The organism is Streptomyces sp. SudanB5_2050 (assembly GCF_964272335.1).
GTDB classification, from domain to species: Bacteria; Actinomycetota; Actinomycetes; order Streptomycetales; family Streptomycetaceae; genus Streptomyces; species Streptomyces rochei.
Map to the genome: position 1 here is coordinate 771,234 of NZ_OZ186760.1, position 22,409 is coordinate 793,642.

General features: G+C 73.9%; 23 protein-coding genes and 1 pseudogene. 13 read left to right on the plus strand and 11 right to left on the minus strand.

Annotated features, from left to right (window positions below):
- The first annotated feature begins 28 nt into the window (after positions 1-28).
- A complete protein-coding gene (locus ACFZP7_RS03150) occupies positions 29-736 on the plus strand; it encodes a hypothetical protein (protein WP_385633792.1) in 708 nt (235 codons plus the stop codon).
- Positions 737-781: 45 nt separating this feature from the next.
- On the opposite strand, the gene ACFZP7_RS03155 is transcribed toward ACFZP7_RS03150, so the two are convergent.
- Positions 782-1,255, minus strand: a complete 474-nt coding sequence (locus ACFZP7_RS03155) for an ATP-binding protein (RefSeq protein ID WP_019324195.1) — start codon at positions 1,253-1,255, stop codon at positions 782-784.
- A gap of 114 nt (positions 1,256-1,369) precedes the next feature.
- Entirely contained in the window at positions 1,370-2,107 is a 738-nt protein-coding gene (locus ACFZP7_RS03160; RefSeq protein ID WP_385633793.1) for an SAM-dependent methyltransferase, read from the minus strand.
- Between the two features lie 111 nt (positions 2,108-2,218).
- Here ACFZP7_RS03160 and ACFZP7_RS03165 point away from each other — a divergent pair, with 111 nt between their 5' ends.
- The gene (locus ACFZP7_RS03165) at positions 2,219-3,244 is read left to right on the plus strand and encodes a LysR family transcriptional regulator (RefSeq protein ID WP_385633794.1); all 1,026 of its coding nucleotides are present in this window, start codon (positions 2,219-2,221) and stop codon (positions 3,242-3,244) included.
- A gap of 73 nt (positions 3,245-3,317) precedes the next feature.
- Positions 3,318-4,526, plus strand: coding sequence for a cytochrome P450 (locus tag ACFZP7_RS03170; protein ID WP_385633795.1), 1,209 nt, complete (start codon positions 3,318-3,320; stop codon positions 4,524-4,526).
- Positions 4,527-4,554: 28 nt separating this feature from the next.
- Here the strand turns inward: ACFZP7_RS03170 and pgm are convergent, their stop codons facing one another.
- On the minus strand, positions 4,555-6,195 hold the full coding sequence (pgm, locus tag ACFZP7_RS03175) for a phosphoglucomutase (alpha-D-glucose-1,6-bisphosphate-dependent) (RefSeq protein ID WP_019324191.1): 1,641 nt from the start codon (positions 6,193-6,195) through the stop codon (positions 4,555-4,557).
- 99 nt (positions 6,196-6,294) lie between these two features.
- Here pgm and ACFZP7_RS03180 point away from each other — a divergent pair.
- A pseudogene (locus ACFZP7_RS03180) lies at positions 6,295-6,798 on the plus strand (molybdenum cofactor biosysynthesis protein); the annotation flags it as partial.
- A 30-nt stretch (positions 6,799-6,828) separates the two neighbouring features.
- On the opposite strand, the gene ACFZP7_RS03185 reads toward ACFZP7_RS03180, so the two are convergent.
- Together ACFZP7_RS03185 and ACFZP7_RS03190 are read right to left on the minus strand one after the other, a co-directional pair.
- The gene (locus ACFZP7_RS03185; RefSeq protein WP_175437915.1) at positions 6,829-7,257 is read right to left on the minus strand and encodes a hypothetical protein; all 429 of its coding nucleotides are present in this window, start codon (positions 7,255-7,257) and stop codon (positions 6,829-6,831) included.
- 108 nt (positions 7,258-7,365) lie between these two features.
- Positions 7,366-8,103: a peptidase E gene (locus ACFZP7_RS03190; protein WP_109203585.1), complete on the minus strand. Its 738-nt coding sequence runs from the start codon at positions 8,101-8,103 to the stop codon at positions 7,366-7,368.
- A gap of 102 nt (positions 8,104-8,205) precedes the next feature.
- Here ACFZP7_RS03190 and ACFZP7_RS03195 point away from each other — a divergent pair, with 102 nt between their 5' ends.
- Positions 8,206-9,021: an SAM-dependent methyltransferase gene (locus ACFZP7_RS03195; protein ID WP_385633796.1), complete on the plus strand. Its 816-nt coding sequence runs from the start codon at positions 8,206-8,208 to the stop codon at positions 9,019-9,021.
- A gap of 16 nt (positions 9,022-9,037) precedes the next feature.
- Here the strand turns inward: ACFZP7_RS03195 and ACFZP7_RS03200 are convergent, their stop codons facing one another.
- On the minus strand, positions 9,038-9,976 hold the full coding sequence (locus tag ACFZP7_RS03200) for a LysR family transcriptional regulator (RefSeq protein ID WP_019324186.1): 939 nt from the start codon (positions 9,974-9,976) through the stop codon (positions 9,038-9,040).
- A 94-nt stretch (positions 9,977-10,070) separates the two neighbouring features.
- On the opposite strand from ACFZP7_RS03200, the gene mdlC reads away from it, so the two are divergent.
- The 3 genes from mdlC (at position 10,071) to ACFZP7_RS03215 (ending at position 14,552) form a co-directional block, all read left to right on the plus strand.
- A complete protein-coding gene (mdlC, locus tag ACFZP7_RS03205) occupies positions 10,071-11,651 on the plus strand; it encodes a benzoylformate decarboxylase (protein ID WP_385633797.1) in 1,581 nt (526 codons plus the stop codon).
- A gap of 80 nt (positions 11,652-11,731) precedes the next feature.
- On the plus strand, positions 11,732-13,186 hold the full coding sequence (locus tag ACFZP7_RS03210; protein ID WP_355516962.1) for a benzaldehyde dehydrogenase: 1,455 nt from the start codon (positions 11,732-11,734) through the stop codon (positions 13,184-13,186).
- A gap of 103 nt (positions 13,187-13,289) precedes the next feature.
- Positions 13,290-14,552 (plus strand): MFS transporter, encoded by a 1,263-nt coding sequence (locus tag ACFZP7_RS03215; RefSeq protein ID WP_385633798.1) that lies wholly within the window; start codon positions 13,290-13,292, stop codon positions 14,550-14,552.
- Between the two features lie 98 nt (positions 14,553-14,650).
- Here the strand turns inward: ACFZP7_RS03215 and ACFZP7_RS03220 are convergent, their stop codons facing one another.
- Together ACFZP7_RS03220 and ACFZP7_RS03225 are read right to left on the minus strand one after the other, a co-directional pair.
- Entirely contained in the window at positions 14,651-15,424 is a 774-nt protein-coding gene (locus ACFZP7_RS03220; protein WP_385633799.1) for a PepSY domain-containing protein, read from the minus strand.
- A 73-nt stretch (positions 15,425-15,497) separates the two neighbouring features.
- Positions 15,498-16,487, minus strand: a complete 990-nt coding sequence (locus ACFZP7_RS03225; protein WP_385633800.1) for a LysR substrate-binding domain-containing protein — start codon at positions 16,485-16,487, stop codon at positions 15,498-15,500.
- Positions 16,488-16,726: 239 nt separating this feature from the next.
- On the opposite strand from ACFZP7_RS03225, the gene snpA reads away from it, so the two are divergent.
- Complete coding sequence (gene snpA / locus ACFZP7_RS03230; protein ID WP_385633801.1) at positions 16,727-17,407, plus strand: snapalysin; 681 nt, start codon at positions 16,727-16,729, stop codon at positions 17,405-17,407.
- 132 nt (positions 17,408-17,539) lie between these two features.
- The gene (locus ACFZP7_RS03235; protein WP_019324179.1) at positions 17,540-17,800 is read left to right on the plus strand and encodes a hypothetical protein; all 261 of its coding nucleotides are present in this window, start codon (positions 17,540-17,542) and stop codon (positions 17,798-17,800) included.
- A 10-nt stretch (positions 17,801-17,810) separates the two neighbouring features.
- On the opposite strand, the gene ACFZP7_RS03240 is transcribed toward ACFZP7_RS03235, so the two are convergent.
- The gene (locus ACFZP7_RS03240) at positions 17,811-18,494 is read right to left on the minus strand and encodes an adenosylcobinamide amidohydrolase (protein ID WP_019324178.1); all 684 of its coding nucleotides are present in this window, start codon (positions 18,492-18,494) and stop codon (positions 17,811-17,813) included.
- A 156-nt stretch (positions 18,495-18,650) separates the two neighbouring features.
- Between ACFZP7_RS03240 and ACFZP7_RS03245 the strand changes: the two genes are divergently transcribed.
- Entirely contained in the window at positions 18,651-19,001 is a 351-nt protein-coding gene (locus ACFZP7_RS03245) for a hypothetical protein (RefSeq protein WP_030973523.1), read from the plus strand.
- A 53-nt stretch (positions 19,002-19,054) separates the two neighbouring features.
- Here the strand turns inward: ACFZP7_RS03245 and ACFZP7_RS03250 are convergent, their stop codons facing one another.
- Positions 19,055-20,251, minus strand: coding sequence for a globin domain-containing protein (locus ACFZP7_RS03250; RefSeq protein ID WP_046250605.1), 1,197 nt, complete (start codon positions 20,249-20,251; stop codon positions 19,055-19,057).
- A gap of 70 nt (positions 20,252-20,321) precedes the next feature.
- A complete protein-coding gene (gene nsrR / locus ACFZP7_RS03255) occupies positions 20,322-20,768 on the minus strand; it encodes a nitric oxide-sensing transcriptional repressor NsrR (protein WP_019324175.1) in 447 nt (148 codons plus the stop codon).
- Positions 20,769-20,867: 99 nt separating this feature from the next.
- Between nsrR and ACFZP7_RS03260 the strand changes: the two genes are divergently transcribed.
- On the plus strand, positions 20,868-21,299 hold the full coding sequence (locus tag ACFZP7_RS03260) for a hypothetical protein (RefSeq protein ID WP_385633802.1): 432 nt from the start codon (positions 20,868-20,870) through the stop codon (positions 21,297-21,299).
- 367 nt (positions 21,300-21,666) lie between these two features.
- Entirely contained in the window at positions 21,667-22,359 is a 693-nt protein-coding gene (locus ACFZP7_RS03265) for a GAF and ANTAR domain-containing protein (protein WP_385627230.1), read from the plus strand.
- Positions 22,360-22,409 lie beyond the last annotated feature (50 nt).

The following is a 22,409-nucleotide window of genomic DNA, read 5'->3' on the forward strand; positions in this document are numbered from 1 at the left end:
GTGCCGATCGTGTACTTCGGAGGAATGTGTGCTGACCAGGACCACGTCCGCGGCGCGGGCGGTGCTGGGCTGTCTGCTGGCCGGTGCCCTGACGACCGGGTGCGGCGTCGGCGACACCGGGGGGACGAGGTCCGCCGACGAGCTGCTGGAGGACGCCAACGCCACGATGCGGGCGCTGAAGTCGGTGCGGATCGACTCCACCAGCACCGCCGCCCGGGGCGGTACGGTGACCAGCCGGCTCGTGACCGATCTCCGGAGCCGTTGCAGCGGCAGGACCACCTTCTCCGAGGGAGGCAGCCTGGAGCAGATCAGGCTGGGCGAGACCGACTACGTCCGTCCCGACCGCGCCTACCTCGAGCAGCGGAAGCCCAGCGGGGTCACCGGCGAGCAGCGGTTGTGGATCAAGACGCCCGCCGACTCGGCGCGGCCCGGCGACGGGCTCTCCTCCTGCACCCGGCCCTTCGCCTCGTTCGGCAAGGCGAAGAAGGGGAAGACCTCCCGGGTCGCCGGCCGGGCGGCCGTGGAGCTGACCGTGACCGACGCGGGGGACGGCGGGGGCCAGGGCGGGACGTACACCTTCCACGTCGCCACGGAGGGCGATCCCCATCTGCTGCGGGTGGCCTACAAGGGCGCCGACTTCGACACCACCACGACCTTCACCGCCTTCGACGAGCCGCTGGACATAGCGGCGCCGGACCCGGCCGAGGTGCTCGACTCGCAGGAGGCCCCGCAGTGAGGCCGTGAGGCCCCGGCCGTCCCCGCCCCACGGGCGGCGGGCCGGTCAGGAGGCGCGGCCGAGGGCCGGACCGCCTCGGTCGTCGGCGAGCCGTACCGCGGCCCGCATCCGCTTGCCGACGGGCTCCCGGCGCACCTCGAAGTCCTGGCAGACGGCCAGCACGATCTCCAGCCCGTGGCTCCCGATCCGGCCCGGGTCCGCCCGCTCCGCCACCGGCAGCACCGGGTCGCTGTCCCACACCGTGACCTCCACCCGGTCCTCGGCCAGCTCGAGGTCGACGAGCGACGGGCCGGGCGCGTACTTGCAGGCGTTGGTCAGCAGTTCGCTGACCACCAGTTGCACCAGGTCCGCCGCGCGGTCGGGCACCGGCCGCTGCCGCACGGACCGCACCCGTGCCAGGAAGCCGCGCGCCAGCTCCCGGCCCCGGGCGATGTCGCCGGGACGTCCCTCGTACTGCGCCGAGACCCTGAGCGGCGTCAGTCCCGGCCGCCGGTCCCCGTCGTGGGCAGCCCCGTTCATTCGATCCGCCCTCTTCCTGAGCCTCGACCGTCACCCCAGCCGTCTACCCACGAATCCGGGAAACATCGGACCGGACATCGGTCCGCGTCCGTGTCACCTTCCGTCGCGGCGTCGCTACGGAGCGGTCGGCCGCAGGACGAGGCAGACGAAGCCCAGGACGTCCCGGTACCCGCGCAGCCACGAGTCGCGGTGGGCGGTGGCCGCCTCGAGTGCCTGCGCGCTGTCGGGGTGGGCGGGGTGGTCCAGGGCCCAGGAGGCCAGCGACCCGGTCCAGGACCACTCGTAGTCGTCGAGTTCCCGGCGGGTGCTGATGTGCCCGCCGACCGGGGTCCAGCCGTCGGCGACGACCCGGTCCAGCGTGGTGGCGAGATCGGTGAGGTCCCCCAGCATCTCGACGGCCTCGGCGGACGGTTCGCCGTCCCAGAAGCCGTCGCCGACCAGGACCCGGCCGCCCGGCGCCAGGTGCTCGCGCGCGGCCGCGAGGGCGGCGGGCAGCCCGCCGAAGGCGTGGGTGGAGCCGACGCACAGGACCAGGTCGAAGCGGTGGGGCGCGGTGAACCGCGCGGCGTCCTCGTGGTGCAGGACGAGGCGGTCCGTCACACCGAGCCGGTCCGCGGCCGCGCGGGCGTGGGCGAGCGGGACCTCGGAGACGTCCACGCCCTCCGCCGTCAGCCGCGGATGCTCGGTGAGGGCGCGCAGGAGCCACTCTCCGCCGCCGCAGCCCAGGTCGAGGACGCGTGCGTCGCCGCGCGGGACGGCGCGGGCCAGGAGCCCGCGTACCGACGCGTCGCCCAGCGGAGCCGCGATCGGGTGGTCGGCGTGGGCGAGTCGGGAGATCTGCTGTCGGTCCATCGGCGGAGCCTCGCACGGTCGTCCGGCCCGGTGCACGCCATTTCCCGGCCCTCCCTCCCGGGCGGCCCGCCCCGGAGGGAGGCCGGGGCGCGTCCTCCTAGGATGGCGGACGTGGATCTCCTCGCCGTTCGCACCTTCGTCACCGCTGCGGAGGCGGGGCAGCTCCAGATCGCCGCCGACCTGCTGGCGGTCACCCAGCAGGCGGTCTCCAAGCGCGTCGCCGCACTGGAGAAGAGCCTGGGCGTGTCCTTGTTCACCCGCACCGCGCGAGGGGTGCGGCTCACCGCCGAAGGACAGGCGTTCCTCCCGCACGCGCGGGCGCTGCTCGACGCCGAGGAGCGGGCGGTCGCCTCGGTGCGGCCCGGACGGCGTCCGCTGCGGGTGGACGTGATCGGCAGACGGGCCGCCACCGCGGGCGTGCTGCGCGACTTCCACCGCGCCCGTCCCGGCGTGGGTCTCGACGTCGTCACCCTGACCGACGTACGGGCGGCCGTCGGCGCCCTGCTGTCGGGGGCGGTCGACGCGTCCTTCCGCTGCGTCGCGATGCCGGGGTTCGAACTGCCGCACGGCATCCGGGCCACGCCCCTGTTCGAGGAGCCGCTGCACCTGGTCACCGGTCCCGCCCACCCGTTCGCGACGGCAGCGGAGATCACCCCGGCCCTCCTCGCCGGCCGGCGGGTCTGGATGCCGGGGAACGTGCCGGGCACCGAGTGGACCGCCTACTACGACGCCCTCGCCGCCGAGTTCGGGCTCACCCTCGACACCAGGGGGCCGAACTTCGGCGTCGAGGACATGCTCGCCACCATCGCCGGGTCCTCGACGGCCGCGACCTTCCTCAGCGACCGGACACCGCTCGTCCGGCCCGCCGTCCACGGGCTGCGGCGCATCCCGCTGCGGGATCCCACGCCCGTCTACCCGCACTCCCTGCTCTGGCACGCCGACAATCCGCACCCCGCGCTCGCGGAGCTACGCGCCCATCTCGCGTCGCTGCCGCCGGGCCGCCCGGAGGGGAAGGCGTGGGCGCCCCCGTGGGCGCTGCGGGCCCACCGGGCACAGGGGCGCACCCGGCCCCGCCGAACCGGGACAGCACCCGACTCGGCGGATTCGAGGGGTGGTCACGGGCCGGTGCCGGACTGATCCTGTGAGGGCGCCGGCCGGGCCGCGCGGTCACCGGGGCCGCGCGGGGCCGGACTCCGGGGAGGGGTGTGTCGTGGTGCACGGCGGACAGGGGGCGGCGGGCTCCGCGCGCAAGGCCGACCGGGGACGGGCGCGGCCGACGTGCCCGGTCAGCCGCGCGGCGGACGGGACGTGGCAGGTGCACGATTACGAGGTCGCGCGTGCGCTGCTGCGCGCCCCCGGCACCGTACAGGCCGGTCTCGGCGTCGAGACGGTGGAGAAGCTGCCGCCGCGCGTGCGCCGGCCGGTGCTCTACCGGGACGGCCCCGAGCACCGGGAGCACCGGCGGCAGACCGCGCGCTTCTTCACTCCGCGCCGCGTGGACGAGCACTACCGCGACCTGATGGTCCGCATCGCCGAGGAACAGCTGGACGTGCTGCGGGCGGCGGGCCGGGCCCCGCTCTCCGACCTGGCCTTCGAGCTGGCCATCGGCGTGGTGAGCGAGGTCGTCGGACTGCGGTACGGCCGGCCCGGCATCCGCCGCAGGCTGGAGCGGTTCTTCCCCGAGGAGTTCGGGGAGCCGGGACTGACCAGCGCGCGGGGCCTGTACTGGCTGGTGCGGCAGAACGCCAACTGGCTCCGCATCCACCTGGCCGACGTCCGCCCCGCCATCCGCGCGCACCGTCGCCGCGAGCACGACGACCTGATCTCCCACCTGATCGCGGAGGGGTGTTCGGACGCGGAGATCCTCGGCGAGTGCCTGACGTTCGCCGCGGCCGGCATGGTCACCACGCGCGAGTTCGTCTGCCTGGCCGCCTGGCACCTGTTCTCCGACGCCGGACTGCTGGCCCGGTACCGCGCGTCGGACGAGGCGGGACGCCTGGCCGTCCTGCGGGAACTGCTGCGGCTGGAGCCGGTGATCGGCGAGTTGCGGCGGCGGGCGACCGAGACGGTGGAGCTCGCCTGCCCGGACGGACCGGTGACCGTGCGCCCCGGCGAGCACGTGGCGCTGCTGCTGGACGACGCCAACGCCGACCCGAGCGCGGTGGGCGAGGAGCCGCTGTGCGTCCGGCCCGACCGCGCCGGCGAGGTGGGGGCGGGGCTCTCCTTCGGTGACGGCCCGCACCGGTGTCCGGGGGCACACATCGCCCTGCTGGAGACCGACGTCTTCCTCAGCCGTCTCTTCGCCCTGGAGGGCGTCCGCATGAGCGGGGAGCCGCGCGTCGCCTTCCGGGAGGCGATCGGCGGTTACGAGATCCGCGGGCTGACCGTGGCGCTCCCCCGGGCCGGTCGGGGGCTGTGACCGGCCCGGGGCGGCGTACGGCAGGGGGTCAGCCGCCGAGGGCGCCGAGGACGACGCCCTTGGCCTCCTCCTGCACCCGGCGCAGGTGGTCCGCGCCGAGGAACGACTCCCCGTAGATCTTGTAGACGTCCTCGGTGCCGGAGGGACGGGCGGCGAACCAGGCGTTCTCGGTGGTCACCTTGATGCCGCCGATGGCCGCGCCGTTGCCCGGGGCTTCGGTGAGCACCGCCGTGACCGGTTCTCCGGCGAGCGTGTCGGCGGTGACCTGTGCCGGGGACAGCTTGGCCAGGCGTGCCTTCTCCTCGCGGGTGGCCGGGGCGTCGATGCGGGCGTAGGCCGGGTCGCCGAAGCGGGCGGTGAGGCCGGCGTAGTGCTCGGACGGCGTCTTCCCGGTGACGGCGGTGATCTCGGAGGCGAGGAGGGCCAGGATGATGCCGTCCTTGTCCGTCGTCCACACCGAGCCGTCCCGGCGCAGGAAGGAGGCGCCGGCCGACTCCTCGCCGCCGAAGCCGAGCGTGCCGTCGACCAGTCCGTCCACGAACCACTTGAAGCCGACGGGCACCTCCACGAGCGGCCGGCCGAGGTCGGCGGCGACCCGGTCGATCATCCCGGAGGAGACCAGCGTCTTGCCGACGCCGGCGTCGGCGGGCCAGTCGGTGCGGTGGGCGTAGAGGTAGGCGATGGCGGTGGCGAGGTAGTGGTTGGGGTTCATCAGCCCGGCGTCGGGGGTGACGATGCCGTGCCGGTCGGCGTCGGCGTCGTTGCCGGTGGCGATGGTGAAGCGGTCGCGCCGCTCGATGAGCGAGGCCATGGCGTGCGGCGACGAGCAGTCCATGCGGATCTTGCCGTCCCAGTCCAGCGTCATGAAGCGCCAGGTGGGGTCGGTGAGCGGGTTGACGACCGTCAGGTCGAGGCGGTGCTGTTCGGCGATGCGTCCCCAGTAGGCGACGGAGGCGCCGCCGAGCGGGTCGGCGCCGATGCGCACGCCCGCCGACCGGATCGCGTCGAGGTCCAGGACGCCCGGCAGGTCGCTGACGTAGGCGTCGAGGAAGTCGTGGCGCCCGGTGCCGGGAGCGGCGAGGGCCCGGGCGTAGGGGATGCGTCGCACGTCCTTCAGCCCGGCGGCGATGATCTCGTTGGCGCGGTCCTGGATCCAGGAGGTGGCGTCGGAGCCGGCCGGGCCGCCGCTGGGCGGGTTGTACTTGAAGCCGCCGTCGGAGGGCGGGTTGTGCGAGGGGGTGACGACCACGCCGTCGGCGAGGCCCGAGGTGCGGCCCCGGTTGTGGGTGAGGATCGCGTGGGAGACCGCCGGGGTGGGGGTGTAGCCGTCCGCGGCGTCGATCAGGACGGTGACGTCGTTGGCCGCGAACACCTCCAGCGCGGTGATCCGGGCCGGCTCGGACAGCGCGTGGGTGTCGGCGCCCAGGAAGAGCGGGCCGTCGGTGCCCTGCGCGGCACGGTACTCGCAGATGGCCTGGCTGGTGGCGGCGATGTGATCGTCGTTGAAGGCGGCCGCCAGTGACGAGCCCCGGTGGCCCGAGGTGCCGAAGGCGACGCGCTGGCCGGGCTCGGACGGGTCCGGGCGCAGGGCGTAGTACGCCGTCACCAGTCGGGCGACGTCGATCAGATCCTCGGGGCCGGCCGGCTTCCCGGCTCGGTCGTGCTGCATGCGCCCACTCCTCCGCGTCGGTCGGGACTTGCTCGCTGTCCCATCTTCCCCTGTCCGGCCGGCGGTGCCCGAGGTGAGGGTCCCGGTTACGGTGAACGCATGACCGAGGTGGAGGTACTGCAACTGCTGGTCTCGCCCTCACACCGGCTGGCCGGGCGCCCCGCGGACGGCCCCTCGCCCGGTCCCGCCGACGAACGCGTGGACCGCGTCGAGGTGCGCGCGGGCCTCGGACTGGTCGGCGACCGGTACTACGGCCGGCCGGCGCACCGGGACGCGTCCGTCACCCTCATGGCCGTGGAGAGGCTGCCCCGGGACATCGCGCCGGGCGCCGACCTGCGGCACACCCGGCGCAACGTCCTGCTCCGGGGCGTGGACATCGACGCCCTGGTCGGCGCCCGGATCGCCCTCGACTGCGGCGGCGGCCCGGTCCTGTTCGCCGTCAACCGTCCCGCGCGGCCCTGCGCGTGGATGGACGTCACCGTCGGCCCGGGCGCACAGCGGGCGCTGCGCGGCGGGGGCGGCGTACGGTGCACGCCGTTGAGCGACGGTGTGCTCACCGTCGGCCCCGCGACGTTCGAGGTGGTCGACGCGCCGGGCGGGGCCGCCCGGGCCGACGGGCGTACCCGGTCGGCGTCAGATCCGGCCGCCGGTGAGCCGGGTGAGGGGGCCGTGGGTGCTGCGTCCCGCGCGGCGGCCCACCGCGTACGAGGCGGCGCTCAGCGCGGTGATGCCGGCGCCCACGCCCGCGGCGACCAGCTTGCGGTGGGCGATGACCGTCCACGCCGTCTTGGCGGTGGCCGCCACGTGCTCCGAGGTGGTGACGACCGCCTGGCGTCCGGCTTCGACGCCCTTGGCCGCCGTCTGCACGGCTCCGCTCGCGGCCTCGGCCGAACGCCGGGCGCCGGACCTGGCCGCTGACGCGGCGTCACCGGCCTTGTCCGACGCGGCCTTCGTGGCCTTGGAGGCGGGCGCGGTCGCCTTGTCCGCGGCGCCGCGGGCCTTGACCTCGGCGGTCCGGGTGGTCGTGCGCTTCTGATTGGTGTCCTTGTTCGGATCGCTCATGGACACCGCCTTGCCCCTCGCCGCGGGACCAAACACGTACACGTCCCTGTGTCGGCACGCGAGGGAGTGGGATCGTGTCCGTCGCCGGCCCGTTCCGGCCCGGCCGGGTCACCCCACGCCGGGCAGCAGCCGCGGCTCCAGACGCTCCTCCACCGCGCGGTCGCCGTCGCGATGCACCACGTAGGCGCCCTTGCCCGGCATCTCCGCCACCGCCTCCACCAGTTCGGTGCCGCGGTAGACGAGGCCGACGCCGTCGTCCGTGCAGTGGGCGGCGGGCAGCGTGCCGTCGGCGACGAGCCGGTGGACGAGCGGGCGGCGGCCCTCGTCCACGTCGTAGTGGACACCGTTGCCGTAGGGCAGGAAGCCCAACGCGTCGGTGACCGGGCGCAGTCGGGGGCCGAACGAGTCGGTCGCACCGCCCAGGTACCAGCACAGGGAACCCGCGCTCACCCCGCTGAGCACGACGCCCGCCTCCCAGGCCCGGCGCATGACCCGGTCCAGGCCGTGGGCACGCCACACGGCCAGCAGATTGACGACCGAGCCGCCCATGACCCAGACGACGTCCTGGGCGAGCACGGTCTCCTCCACGTCCTCCACGTTGGGCATCGGGAAGAGGTGAAGGGGTGTCAGGTCGAAGCCGGCGACGCGGGCCGCCTCCGTCATCCGGGCGGTGAAGTGCTCGGCGTCCCCGATCGCCGTCCCCACGTACAGGACGCGGGGGCGCCGGCCGTGCGCGCCCGAGAGGTCCACCGCGTGGTGCACCAGCGCGTCGAACGCCACCCTCGTCCGCCCGCCCGCGCGGTGGCCTCCGGAGGTGGCGAGGATCGTGGGTTCGCGTGCCGTCATGGACGTGAGCGTATCGACCCCGCCCACGAGGCGTCGCCCCGCGCAACTCGACGGACTACGTTGGCCCTTGAGTGAGTACCCAGCCCGTCCGGAGGACTTCCCATGACCGAGTCGCCCGCCGTCGACGACGCCCACGAGAGGATCAGGACGGACCAGCCCCACACGGCCCGCATCTGGAACTACTGGCTGGGGGGCAAGGACAACTACCCGGTGGACCAGCAGGCGGGCGACCGGATACACCGGCTGCACCCCGGTATCGGCGCGTACGCCCTGGCCGACCGCGAGTTCCTGGGCCGTGCGGTGCGCCATCTCGCCGGCGCGTGCGGCATCCGCCAGTTCCTCGACATCGGCACCGGGCTGCCCACCGCGGACAACACCCACGAGGTCGCCCAGCGCGTCGCGCCCGAGTCGCGCATCGTCTACGTGGACAACGACCCGATCGTCCTGGCGCACGCCGAGGCCCTGCTCACCAGCACCCCGCAGGGGCGCACCGCCTACCTCGACGAGGACCTGCGCAACGTCGACACCATCCTGGAACACGCCTCCCGCACGCTGGACATGAGCGAGCCCGTGGCGCTGGTGCTGCTGGGCGTCGTCATCTTCGTCGAGGACGACGAGGAGGCGTACGGGATCGTGCGGCGGCTGGTCGACGCGCTGCCCGCGGGCAGCCATCTGGTGCTGTCGCACACCGTCACCCGGCCGGACATGCCCGACGTCGACGCGGCCGTGGCCTTCTGGAACGAGCACGGCACGCCGAAGCTGACCCAGCGCACCCCGGACGCCGTGGCCCGGTTCTTCGACGGGCTCGAGCTGCTGGAGCCCGGCGTGGTCTCCTGCAACCGCTGGCGCCCGGAGGCCGGTGACGGCGAACTCCCGGCCGAGGTCGCCATGTTCGGCGGGGTGGGCCGCAAGGCGTGACCTCCCCCGGCGACGGCTACGTCACCGACGCGGTCGGCGGCAGCTGGGCGGGGCTCACCTGCTCGCCCAGCACCTCCGCCATGAACTGCACCAGCCACCGCTGCGCCGGGCTCCGCGAGGACTCGTGCCGCGCGTACAGCGCGATCTCGATCGGCTCGGTCTCGAAGGGGAGCCGCACCAGGCGCACCCGGTGCGAGGCGGTGAAGACCTCCCCGACGAACTCGGGGACGATGGCGATCAGGTCGGTCTGCTCCAGCAGGTAGGGCAGCATCGAGAAACGGGTGGCGTCCACGGCCACCCGCTCCAGCAGCCCGTGCGCCGCCAGCACCGCCCTCGGCGCGACGTGCCCGCTCGGCCCGAAGACCGTCGCGTGGTGCTCGGCGGCCAGGTCGGGCAGGGTGACCTCGTCGCCCCGCACCCGCGGATGGTCGGCGGCGACCATCAGGACGTAGCGCTCCCTGAAGAGCGGGATGCGCACCGTCAGGTGCGAGGTGATCACCGGGGTCGCCACGAACGCGTCGAGGTCGCCCCGGCGCAGCTGGCTCTCGGCGTCCTCCACGTCGAACGGGCGGACCGTGAACGACACGCCGGGGGCACGCTCGCGCGCCGCGGCGAGGAGCCTCGGCAGCAGGGTCGCCTCACCGAGGTCGGAGAGGGCGATCGTGAAGCGGCCCGCCATGGTGCCGGGGTCGAAGGCGTCGCCCTGCCGGACCGTCCCGTCGATCTCCGCCAGGGCGCGCTGGAGCGGCTCGTACAGCCGCCGGGCGCCGGCCGTGGGCGTCAGTCCGCGCCCGTTGCGGCGGAACAGCTCGTCGTCGAAGTGCCGTCGCAGCTTGCCCAGGCTGTAGCTGACCGTGGGCTGGGTGACGTGGAGGGTCTCGGCGGTCGCCGTGACGCTGCCCGTCTCGTACAGCAGGACGAAGACGCGGGCCAGGTTGAGATCGAAGGTGCCCATATAGAGGGACTCTATATCGCGTCGCCGAAACATCTATTGGTGCCCATGTCACAGGGTCCCTAGCGTGTCGGGCATCACTGCGAAAGGAACGTCCGTGCCATCCGTGCGTCGTGTCTCCCACGATCTCCTGGAGCGTCAGGGCCTCACCACCGTCTTCGGCAATCCGGGCTCCAACGAGCTGCCCTTCCTCGCCGACCTGCCCGACGGGTTCCGCTACGTCCTCGGTCTGCACGAGGGCGCGGTCGTCGGCATGGCGGACGGCTACGCCCAGGCGTCCGGGCGCCCGGTCCTGGTGAACCTGCACGCCGCCTCCGGTTCGGGCAACGCCATGGGGGCACTGACGAACGCGGTGGCCTCCCGCACACCGCTGGTGGTGCTCGCCGGGCAGCAGGTGCGTCCCGCCATCGGGCCCGAGGCCAACCTGGCCAGCGTCGACGCGCAGACCCTGATGAAGCCGCTGGTCGGCTGGGCGGCGGAGCCGGCCTGCGCCGAGGACGTGCCGCGCGCGCTCGCGCAGGCCGTCTTCGAGGCGCGGCTCCAGCGACGCCCCACCTATCTCTCCGTGCCGTACGACGACTGGTCGGCCGAGGTCGACGAGAACGCCCTGGCGGTGCTCGACCGCCGGGTCGAGCGGGCCTCGGTGCCCGGTGGCGAGCAGGGCCGCCGGCTGGCCGAGCGGGTCGCGTCGGCCGAGCGTCCGGCGCTCGTGCTCGGCGGGGACATCGACTCGGCGGGCCTCTTCGACGACGTGGTCCGGCTGGCCGAGCGCCTGGGCGGCCCGGTGTGGGCGGCGCCCTCGCTCTTCCGGCTGCCGTTCCCGAACCGGCATCCGCTGTTCCGGGGTGTGCTGCCCGCCGGGATCGCGCCGGTCTCCGAGGCGTTCGAGGGGCACGACCTGGTGCTGGTGCTGGGCGCGCCGGTGTTCCGCTACCACGAGTACCTGCCCGGCCGTTACCTGCCCGAGGGCACCCGCCTGATCCAGGTGACCGAGGACGCGTCGGCCGCCGCGCGAGCGCCGATGGGCGAGGCCCTGGTCGCCGACCCCGGCGCCGTCGTGGACCTGCTGCTCACGTCGCTCGACGCGCCCGGGAAGCCCTCGGGCCCCTACCGGCCGACGCCCGAGCCGCTCACCGCCGACGGGTCCGCGCTCCACCCCGAGCAGGTCTTCGCCGCGCTCCGTGACGAGCTGCCCGAGGACACCGCGTACGTCGTGGAGTCCACGTCGACCAACTCGGCGTGGTGGCGCCAGATGGATCTGCGGCGCCAGGGCTCCTACTACTTCCCGGCGGCCGGCGGGCTCGGCTTCGGCCTGCCCGGCGCCGTCGGGGTCGCGATGGCCCAGCCCGACCGGCCGGTCGTCGGCGTCATCGGGGACGGCTCGGCCAACTACGGCATCACCGCCCTGTGGACGGCCGCGCAGCACCGGGTGCCGCTGACGATCGTGCTGCTGCGCAACGGCACCTACGGGGCCCTGCGCTGGTTCGGCGGTCTGCTCGGGGTGCCGGACGCGCCCGGTCTGGACATCCCGGGGCTGGACTTCACCCGGATCGCGGAGGGCTACGGCGTGCGCGCCCGGCACGTGGGCGGGGCCGAGGAACTGCGCGCGGTACTCGCCGAGCGGCCCGACCACCCCCGCCTGATCCAGGTGGACACCGCTCTCACCACACCCTCCTGACCCACCGTTCGACGCCCTGCCGGGCGCTCGGAGCCGCTGACGCGCCCGGCACCACGAAGATCCCGAAGAAGGGGAAGACGATGACATTCCTGGACAGCGACGTCTGGGGCGGAAAGTTCTACAGCGACGGCTGGCAGGACTCCCCCACCGGGCACCCGGTGACCGAGCCCGCCACCGGCGCACAGCTCGCCACGGTGGGCCTGGCCACGGCCGAGGACGTGGGCCGCGCCGCCGCGCGGGCCGCCGAGGCCCAGCGGGAGTGGGCGGCGACCCCGCCCCAGCAGCGGGCCGCGGTGCTGCGCCGCGCGGGCGAGCTGTTCACCGAGCACGCCGCCGAGATCGAGGACTGGCTGGTGCGCGAGGCGGGCTCGGTGCGGTCCAAGGCCGGCTTCGAGGCGGGGCTCGCGATCGGCGAGTGCTTCGAGTGCGCGGGCCTGCCGACGCACCCGCAGGGCGAGGTGCTCACCTCCGAGGAGGCCCGCTGGTCGCTCGCCCGGCGCCGCCCGGCCGGAGTGGTGAGCGTCATCGCGCCCTTCAACTTCCCGCTGATCCTCGGTCTGCGCTCGGTGGCGCCGGCGCTCGCCCTCGGCAACGCGGTGCTGCTCAAACCGGACCCGCGCACCGCGGTCAGCGGTGGTGTGGTCATCGCCCGGATCTTCGAGGAGGCCGGGCTGCCCGCCGGTGTCCTGCACCTGCTGCCGGGCGACGGCGCGGTGGGCCGGGCGGTCGTGGAGGCCCCGGAGGTCCGGGTGATCTCCTTCACCGGGTCCACGCCGGTCGGGCGGATCATCGGTGAACAGGCCGGACGGCTGCTCAAGCGGGCCCACCTGGAGCTGGGCGGGAACAACGCGCTGGTCGTGCTGCCGGGCGCGGACGTGCCGAAGGCGGCCTCCGCCGGGGCGTTCGGCTCGTACCTGCACCAGGGGCAGATCTGCATGACCACCGGACGGCACATCGTGCACGAGTCCCTGGTGGAGGAGTACACCGCCGCGCTCGCCGCCAAGGCCGATGCCCTGCCGGTCGGCGACCCGGCCCGCGAGGACGTGGCGCTCGGCCCGATCATCGACCGCCGCCAGCTGGAGCGCGTGCACGGCATCGTCACCGACAGCGTCGCGGCGGGCGCGAAGATCGCCGCCGGCGGCGAGATCGCCGGCGCGGGTTACCGGGCGACGGTGCTGACGGGTCTGACGACCGAGATGCCGGCCTGGCGCGAGGAGATCTTCGGCCCCGTGGCACCGGTCATCTCCTTCTCCACGCTGGAGGAGGCCGCGCGGATCGTCAACGACTGCGAGTACGGACTCTCGGTCGGCATCCTCGGCGACGTCGGGACGGCGATGAAGCTCGCCGACCGCATCGACTCGGGCAAGGTGCACATCAACGAGCAGACGGTGAGCGACGAGCCGAACGCCCCGTTCGGCGGGGTCAAGGCCTCCGGCACCGGCTCCCGCTTCGGCGGCGCCGCGGCCAATGTCGAGGCGTTCACCGAGACCCAGTGGGTCACGGTCCGTCCGGACATCGCCGACTACCCGTTCTGACCGGCTTCCGACCGGCCCGCCCACGCGTTCCGGTCCACCCGGCCACCCCGGCCACCCTTCCCGGCTCCGCTCACCCACACCCGCCTCCGGGGGGAGACACCTCATGACTTCCGCCACCACGTCCGGCGCGCCCGGCGCGCCCGCGCGGACAGACCGCGCCGGCGACGGCAGATGGACGGTGGTCCTCTGCTGGATCACCGTCCTGCTGGAGGGCTACGACCTCGTCGTCCTCGGCGCCATCATCCCCACCCTGCTCAAGACCCATCACCTCGGCATGACCGCGGCCGACGCGACCACCATCGCCACGCTCTCCCTGGTGGGCGTCGCCATCGGCGCCGTCTGCGTCGGCCCGCTCGCCGACCGGCTGGGCCGCCGCCGGCTGCTCATCGGCTCGGTGGTGCTGTTCTCGGTCTTCACCCTCGTGGTGCCGCTCGCGACGTCCGTGTGGATGTTCGCCGCGCTGCGCCTCGTCGCCGGCCTCGGGCTCGGCGCCTGCATGCCCGTGTCGCTCACGATGATGGCCGAGCACATGCCCGCCAGCCGCCGGGCGCGGGCCAGCACGCTGACGATGACCGGCTACCACACCGGTGCGGTGATCACCTCGCTGCTCGCGCTCCAGGTGACCGACGACTGGGAGATCCTCTTCTATCTGCTGGGCGTCGTCGGCCTGGTGGTCGCCGCCGTCCAGTGGTTCCGGCTGCCCGAGTCGGAGGCGTTCGTCCGGGCCCAGCGGGACGGGGAGCAGCGGGTGCCGTTCACCGAACTGCTCAAGCCCGCGTACCTGCGGGCCGGCATCGGCATCTGGGTCGCGTCCTTCATGGGCCTGCTGCTGGTCTACGGCCTCAACACCTGGCTCCCGAAGCTGATGAACGACGCGGGCTACCCGGTGCCCACGGCCGTCACCCAGCTCCTGGTGCTCAACATCGGCGGTGTCGTCGGGCTGGTGGCCGGCGGGTACGTCGCCGACCGGCGGGGCATCAAGGGCACCACGATGGGCTGGTTCGCGGTCTCGGTGGTGATGCTGGCGTGCCTGAGTATCAAGATGGAGAGCGACCTGATGCTCAATGTGGTCGTCTTCCTCACCGGTGTGTTCGTCTTCTCGGCCATGGTGCTCGTGTACGCCTACGTGACGAGCTACTACCCGGCCTCCGTGCGGAGCACCGCGCTCGGTTCGGCGTCGGGCATCGGCCGGATCGGCTCGATCGTCGGCCCGTCGATCACCGGCGCGCTGGTGTCGTCGGGCGTGGGCCACCCGTGGGGCTTCTACTTCTTCGCCGCGGTGGCGCTCCTCGGGTTCCTGGCCGTGCTCACCCTGCCGCGCACGGCGGCGGACTCCGGGGCGAGGACCGGGGAGCCGGCCGCCTGAGGCCCGCGGGCACGCACGACGGGAGCGGTCGGGTGACTCACCCGGCTGCTCCCGTCGTGTTCGTCCGGTGCTTGCGGCAGTGTCCTGGGCGGCGCCGCTCAGTCGCGGTCCACGTGCTGGTTCAGGATGTCACCGCTCGCCGCGTCGACCTCCAGGGTCGTCTTGTCCCAGCTGTCGGTCGAGACCACGTCGACGGACCAGATGGCCTTCTGGTTGTCGTTCTCGTCCAGCTCGACGTGGGTCACGGTGCCCTTGACCTTGTCGGTGGCGGCCTTGACGGCCTGCTCCGGGGTCTGGGTGGCCTTCTTCAGCAGATCGGCGAGCTGCTGCTTGTCGTCCGTGTCCTGGTCCTCGGCCTGGGTGCGGAAGACCTTCCCGGAGACCGCGTCGATGTCGATGCGGTGCACGGTGCCGTCGGAGGTGGCGACCTTGGCCTCCCACTCCGGCGCGCCCTGGCTGGGAGCCGGGTTGGGCGTGCTCGGGCTGGGCGATCCGGTCGACGCAGTGGCCTCGGCGGACGTGCGCTTGAGTTCGAGGTCGACGAGCTTGCTGTCGGGGACCTCCTTGACCGCGGTGTCGGCCGCCTTGTCCCAGGTGACCTTCGCCTGCGGGACCAGCGCCTTGCGCTCGGCCTGGTCGTCGGTCATGGAGGCGGACGCGGAGGGAGAGGCACTGCCGGTGCTCGTGGCGGTGGCGGTGCCGGTGTCGGTGGGGGATGCGGTATTGGTGGCAGGGGTGGTCTGAGCCGCCTCGGCGACACTGGAGCGTGCCGTGTCGGCGTTCGTGCAGCCGGTCATCAGCAGCACGGAACTGCCCAGCGCGCAGATGACGGCCATCGAACGAAGAGGCGGGAGACGTCGCACAGAGCTCATGCCCCTCTCCGTAACCGTATGGCCGACTTGTCATACCGGTTCGGGGCGCGAACCACCGCAATGGCCGAACGGCTCAGCGTGCCGGTACGAACTCCGCCCGGTCCGTCGCGGTACGCGCGCCGGGCGGGAAGGAGGCACCCGGGACGGGTACGGGGCCTTCCAGGCACTCCCGGTACGCGGTGGACTGGCGGGCGACCTCCCAGTACGCCTCCTCCAGCGCCGGGAAGACGGCGTCCAGCTCGTCTCGAGTGCGCGCGGCCAGCAGCAGACGCACTCCGAGCGGATCGCCGTGCAGACGCCGTACCGCGGTGTCGGGACGCGACTGGGAGCTGGGCTGGCAGACGGTGACGACCTCGCCGGTGGCGACGAGGGAGGCGGCCGTGTGGTAGTCGCCGTGCAGGACGCGGGGGTTGAGTCCGACCGCGCGCAGCATCCGGTGCACGCCGTCCCACTCGCCGTCGACGGTGGGGTCCACCATCCAGCGGTCGTCGGCCAGGTCGGTGAGGCGGACGACGGGCCGGGCGGCCGCCGGGTGGTCGGCGGGCAGCATGACGAACTGCGGTTCGCGCTCGACGAGGACCCGCAGGCGCAGGCCCTCGGGGACGCGCAGCGGGCAGCCCTCGACCTCGTGCACGAAGGCGACGTCGAGCTGGCCGTCGGTGACCCGGCGCAGCAGGGCGTTGGCGGAGACGTCCATCTGGAGGGTCGGTTCCAGTCCGGGGCGTCTGAGCCTGCGCAGCCAGCCGGCCAGGGCGCGGCTCGCGGTGGAGCCGACGCGCAGTCTGCTGTCGCCGCCCGCCGCGGCGGCCCGGGCCTCGCGGACCAGGGTGCGCATGTCGGCGAGGAGCGGGCGGGCCCGGCCCAGGACCGTCCGGCCGAGCGGGGTGGGGCGGCACCCGGTGCGTTCCCTGATGAACAGCGGCCCGCCCAGGGTCTGTTCGATCCTGGTCAGCTGGGTGCTCAAGGTGGGCTGGGCGACGCCCAGTTGGCGGGCCGCCCGGTGCAGGCTGCCGGCGTCGGCGATGGCGCACAGCGCGCGTAGGTGCCTCACCTCGAGCTCCATGCAGGGAGCGTAAGGCGGAACAGTTGGTTGCGCCAGGTGAACAAAAGGCGGCGGAACAGGGCGAGTTCTGCACTCCGGTCGAAGCCGTTCCCGGCCGGTCGCCGGGGTGGCCGAGGCCGTGCGGGCCGGCCGGTGATAGCCCCGGCCTATCACCTGTTGCCATCATCACAGCGGGCTCATGGGCGCTCCACACTCACCGGTGACGACTTCTCCCCACACCCCCACACAAGGAGTCATCGATGCGCATCAGCCTGCCCCTGCTCTCCACCGCGGTCGGACTCGGCCTGACCGCGGCCGTCCTCGGCGCGCCGACCGCGACCGTCGCCGCTCCCCAGGCGCCGGCCCCGGCCGCCCAGCTCGGCTACCAGCCCGCCGCCGGATCGGGCGAGGACGCCGCCGCGAACCGGGCGTTCTTCGAGGCGGTCATCGAGTCCGTCGCCGAGAAGCGCGCCGCCGACCCGTCCTCGACGGCGGCCGTCACCGTCTACTACAGCGCCGCCAACGCGCCCAGCTTCCGCACGCAGATAGCCCGTTCCACCCAGATCTGGAACAGCTCGGTCTCCAACGTCAGACTCGCCGAGAGCAGCTCGGGAGCGGACTTCGCGTACTACGAGGGCAACGACTCGCGCGGTTCGTACGCCTCCACCGACGGACACGGCAACGGCTACATCTTCCTCGACTACCGGCAGAACCAGCAGTACGACTCGACCCGGGTGACCGCGCACGAGACGGGGCACGTGCTCGGCCTGCCCGACCACTACTCCGGGCCGTGCAGCGAGCTGATGTCGGGCGGCGGCCCCGGCCCGTCCTGCACCAACGCCTACCCGAACTCGGCCGAGCGCAGCCGGGTCAACCAGCTGTGGGCCTACGGCTTCAAGGCCGCGCTCGACAAGGCGCTGCAGAAGACCTCGCAGCGCTGATCGTCCGCGCGGACGGTTCCACGGGGGCGGCCCGGCCCGGGCCGCCCCCGTGCGTGTGCGGGTGCGGACCGCTTGCGCAACGTCCCCCGGGGTAACCGGAGTTCACTCGCGACGACCCCGAAGGAGTCCGAAGTGGACGAGCGGAAGGCATCCGTGGACGACGGTCTCGGCGAACTGGAGCCGGGCACCCGCCAACGCGCCCAGTTGCGCAGCCGTGTCGCCGACATCGCGTGGACGGCCCTGTGCGTGGTGCTCGCGCTGTGGGCCGTGTGGAGCGCCGTCGGGGTCGCCCGGGGCTCGACGGCGTGGGCCTACTCCGTGGTGGCCTGGCTGCTGCTCGCCACGGCGCTGACCCTGCGCACGCTCGCGGTACGGCGCCGTACGTCGCTGTAGCGGGCCGGGTTCAGGCCGCCGCGGGCAGTGCGGCGCGTACGGCCCGGTGCACGGCGCGGGCCAGTCTGGCGCCCCACTCGGAGCGGGGTCCCGCGAACGCGTGGACCTCGGCGCCCTCGCGCGGGGCACGGGCGGCGACGCACACCGCGTCTGTGGGGGTGCCGGAGCAGTCCAGGCCCGCCTCCAGCAGCGCCTGCACCTTGGCCTCGGTCGCCGTCATCACGGCATTGACCAGGGCGGCGTCGGTCAGCGCGACCGGGAGCGCGGCGACGATGTTGATCGTCCCGGGCGCCGCGACGCCGACGGCGCCCGCCTCGGGGGAGGCCGCCCACCCGCGCACCGAGATGCCCGCGGTGACCACCGCCCGCACTCCACCGTCCCGCGCGCCGGCGCGGGCCGACACGTCGGCCGCGGTCATCAGTCCGACGCCCGGCCCCTCGGCACCGGCGGCACGGGCGAGGTCGGCCAGGTGCCGCGCGGGGTCGGTGCGCCGATACCCGTGGGCCACCTGGGCGTTGAGGATCCACGCGCGGTCGGCGATCCCGCCGCCGAGGACCGCGCTGCTGACGGTGCGCCAGCCCGGCCCCAGACGCCACAGCAGGGCGTGCAGCCGTTCGCCGTCCTCCACCCGCGTCAGGCACTGCGGATCCGTCGGCAGGGGCCCGGTACGGGGCTGGGGCAGCAGGGCGGGCACCGGTCGGCACTCCTCGTGGCGGTCGGGGTGAACCGGACGATCGTACTCGGCTCGGGTGTCCGGCCGGCCGGTGCCCGGGCGGGCGCATTGCGGACCCCGTCCCGGGCACGTTCACTGGACACATCTTCGCCAAGAGGCGTCGGATCGGAGGCCACGATGCTGTCCCACACCCTGGAGCATGGGGTCCTGGTCATCACGGTGGACCAGGACCCGGGTATCGACGGGCGGGCCGCGCTGACCACGTACATCACCAATCTGGTCGACGCGCACAAGCCGGCGCCCGTCGTCATCGTTCTCACCGACCTCGGCGGGAGCCATGCCGCGGTCAGTGCCGTGCTCCGGGCCCATCAGTGGTGCGGCCGCCTCGGTGTGCTGATGAGCGTCGTCACCCACAGCGCGCCCGTCCGGCGGCTGCTGGAGAACAACGCCGACACCTCCGGTCCGCGGCTGGTCGTGCACGCCCGCACCGACACCGCCATCGCCACCGCGTTCACCGCCGCGGCCTGACCGCCCTAGGCGGGTGCCGGGGGCGGGGCCGCGGTGGGAAGGGCGGGTGCCCGTTACTCCTGTCCGAGCCAGAGGTCGGGACCGAAGACCTCGTAGTGGACGGCGTGCGCCGGGACGCCCCGGCGCAGGAGGTCGCCCCGGACGGCGCGCATGAAGGGCACAGGACCGCACAGGTAGGCCGTGAGACCGGCGGGCAGGTCGAGGCCGGAGACGTCGGCGCGGCCCGCGGACGCCTCGGGCGCGGTGTCGCCGGGCTCCTCGTACCACAGGTGGAGCCGGGCACCGGGCAGGGCGCGCACGAGGTCGAGCTGCTCCTGCCGGTGCGCGTGGTCGGCCGGACCGCGGTCGGCGTGGACGACGGTCACCGGGCGGGTGGAGCCGGTGGCCGCCAGGTGGTCCAGCATGGCCAGCACGGGCGTCACGCCGATGCCGGCGGAGGCCAGCAGCAGGGGGCCGTCCCCCTCGTCGAGCGCCAGGTCGCCGAAGGGCGCGGACACGGTGAGGACGTCGCCCGGCCGGGCGTGCGCGTGCAGCCAGGAGGAGACCTCCCCCTCGGGACGCGCGCCGCCCCGGACGCGTTTGACGGTGATGCGCCAGTCGGCGCGGCCCGGCGCCGCGGACAGGCTGTACTGGCGGATCTGGTGGGAGCCGTCGGGCAGCGAGGACCGCACACCGACGTACTGCCCCGGGCGGAACGACGGGGCCGGGCGGCCGTCGGCGGGCCTGAGGACGAGAGAGACCGCGTCGGGGGTCTCCTCGTGCCGTTCGGCGATCTCCATGCGGCGCCAGACGTCGCCCTCGGCGACCCCGGCCTCCTGGTAGAGGCGGGCCTCGGCGGCCACGAGCGCGTTGGCCATCAGCCAGTAGACCTCGTCCCAGGCGGCGGCGACCTCGGGGGTGACGGCGTCGCCGAGCACCTCGGCTATCGCGGCGAAGAGATGACGGTGGACGATCTTGTACTGGTCCGAGGTGACGCCGAGGGAGGCGTGCTTGTGCGCGATGCGGGACAGCAGCGCGTCCGGACGGGCGTCGGGGCGCTCCAGCAGCATGCCGGCGAAGGCGGCGATGGAGCCGGCCAGCGCCCGCTGCTGCTCCCCGTTGGCCTGGTTGCCGCGGTTGAACAGGTCGCGCAGCAGCTCGGGGTGGGCGTCGAACAGCTTCCGGTAGAACAGCGTGGTGATGTCCCCGATGGCCGCTCCCACCGCCGGGAGGGTGGCACGGACCACGGGGACTGACTGTTCGGAGAGCACGGCGACTCCTTAATTGGTAGATGATCTTCGTATTTCGGGGTGCGGGTCGACCGGGTCGGTCGGTCCGCTCTCACCCCGAGGGGCGGTCCGTCAGGCCGATCAGGACCGGACCGGTGGGCGAGGCCACCAGATCGGCCACGGTCAACGGGTCGAGCGCGGCGTAGAAGGCCTCCTGCGCGTCCCGCAGGGCCCGGCGCAGCCGGCAGGCCGCGCGCAGCGGACAGGGCGGATCGTCCTCGCAGGCGACGACCTCGCCGTCCCCTTCGAGTTCACGCACCAGCCGGCCCACCGACGCCTGCCGCCCCGCACCGGTCAGCGTCAGCCCGCCGCCCCGGCCGCGCCGCGCCTCCACCACACCGAGGTGCTGGAGACGGGTGACGGCCTTGGCCACGTGCGTGTACGGGACACCCATGACCTCGGCCACCTCACGGGTGGTCAGAGGTTCGTCGCCGTCCTTCTGGACCGCCAGGCGCATGACCGAACGCAGCGCCAGGTCGGTGAACTTCGTCAGCCGCACGGTCCGGACGCTACCAAATGCGCATGTTAGATTCTTATTTGAATGAGGCCATGATCTTGTGGAGTGCGTCACGGGACGCGCAACGGACGGTGACAGCGGATGGCGGCGGACGACGACGGCTTCCCCACCCGGGACGCGGCGGACACACCACTCCCCCGTGTCCTGTGCGACACGGGGGAACTCCTGGCGCTCGGCGGGGACGCGCCGGGCGGCGCCCTGTGGCGGCTCGCGGAGGCGGGGCGGCAGCTCGACGCCAACGTGGTCCGCGTCCCCCCGGGCGGACGGGTCGGCACCCACACCGAGCCGGACCTCGACGTCCTGCTGCTCGTGCTGGAGGGCGAGGCGGCCCTGGTCCGCGCCGACGGTGAGCGACCGCTGCGCGCGGGGGCCCTGACGTGGCTGCCGCACGGTTCGGCGCGGGGCATCGCCGCCGGTCCGAGCGGGGTGACGTACCTCACCGTGCACCGGCGGCGGCCCGGGATGCGGATCCATCCCCCGGACGCCGCCGACCGCCTGCGGCCCGGCGGCTGAAGCCCGGCCGGGTCCATGGGCACGGGCGGTCCACGGGCACGGGCAGTCCACGGGCGCGGGCGGGTCCGCGGGCGCGGGCGGGTCCACGGGCGCGGGCGGGTCCGCGGGCGCAGACGCGGGCGGGTCCAGGGGTCCGTCGCGCACGTCGGTGACCCGGTCGGCCGCGGCCGGACGGGGCGTGGGCGTGGTGACCGGCCGGTGACGGTGCCGCGCTCCCGGCCGAGGCGGGCGAGCAGGTCGACGGCGGCGCCCCGCACCGCGGGCCGCTGACCCCGGCGGCCTACCGGGCCCGGGTGAGAATGGCCCGCCCCCGGTTGTCGTCGGGCCCCGCGCGGGAACCCTTGCGACGGAGCGAGGAGGAGGCGGCATGGAGGACTGGCGCGGATTCGCCGAGCAGATGGCGCGGCTGGCGCGCGATCTGCTGGCCCAGGAGTCGGTGAACGGCACGCTGGAGCGGATCAGCTCGTCCGCGACGGAACTGGTGGAGGGTTGCGACGCCGCCGGCATCCTGATCCTGCGCGGCGGGCGGGTGCGGTCCCTCGCCCCGACCGACCAGGTGGTCGCCGACAGTGACGAACTACAGGGACGCGTCGGCGAGGGGCCCTGCTTCGACGCCGCGCGGACCTCGCGAGGACAGCGGCAGTTCCGGATCGCCGACTTCACCCGGGAGGCCCGGCGCTGGCCCAGGTACGTGCCCGAGGCACGCAAGCTGGGTCTGGGCAGCATGATGGGTTTCCTGCTGTTCACCGAGGACGAGGACCTCGGTGCGCTGAACCTCTACTCCTTCAGGCCCGGGGCGTTCACGGAGGCCAGTGAGACGGCCGGCTGGCTGCTCGCCTCGCACGCCGCGGTGGCCTTCTCCAGCGCCCGGACGCACGCCCAGTTGGAGCAGGCCATCGACACCCGGCACACCATCGGCGAGGCCATGGGCATCCTCATGGGCAGGCACCGCCTCACCGAGGACCAGGCCTTCGCCGCACTGCGCCGCTACTCGCAGGACCACAACGTGAAGCTCCGCGAGGTCGCCCGCCGGGTGTGCGAGAAGGGCGGTCTCGCCTGAGCCGCCCGTTCGGCCCATGGCGCCGGCGGACGCCCGGCGGCCGACCGGCC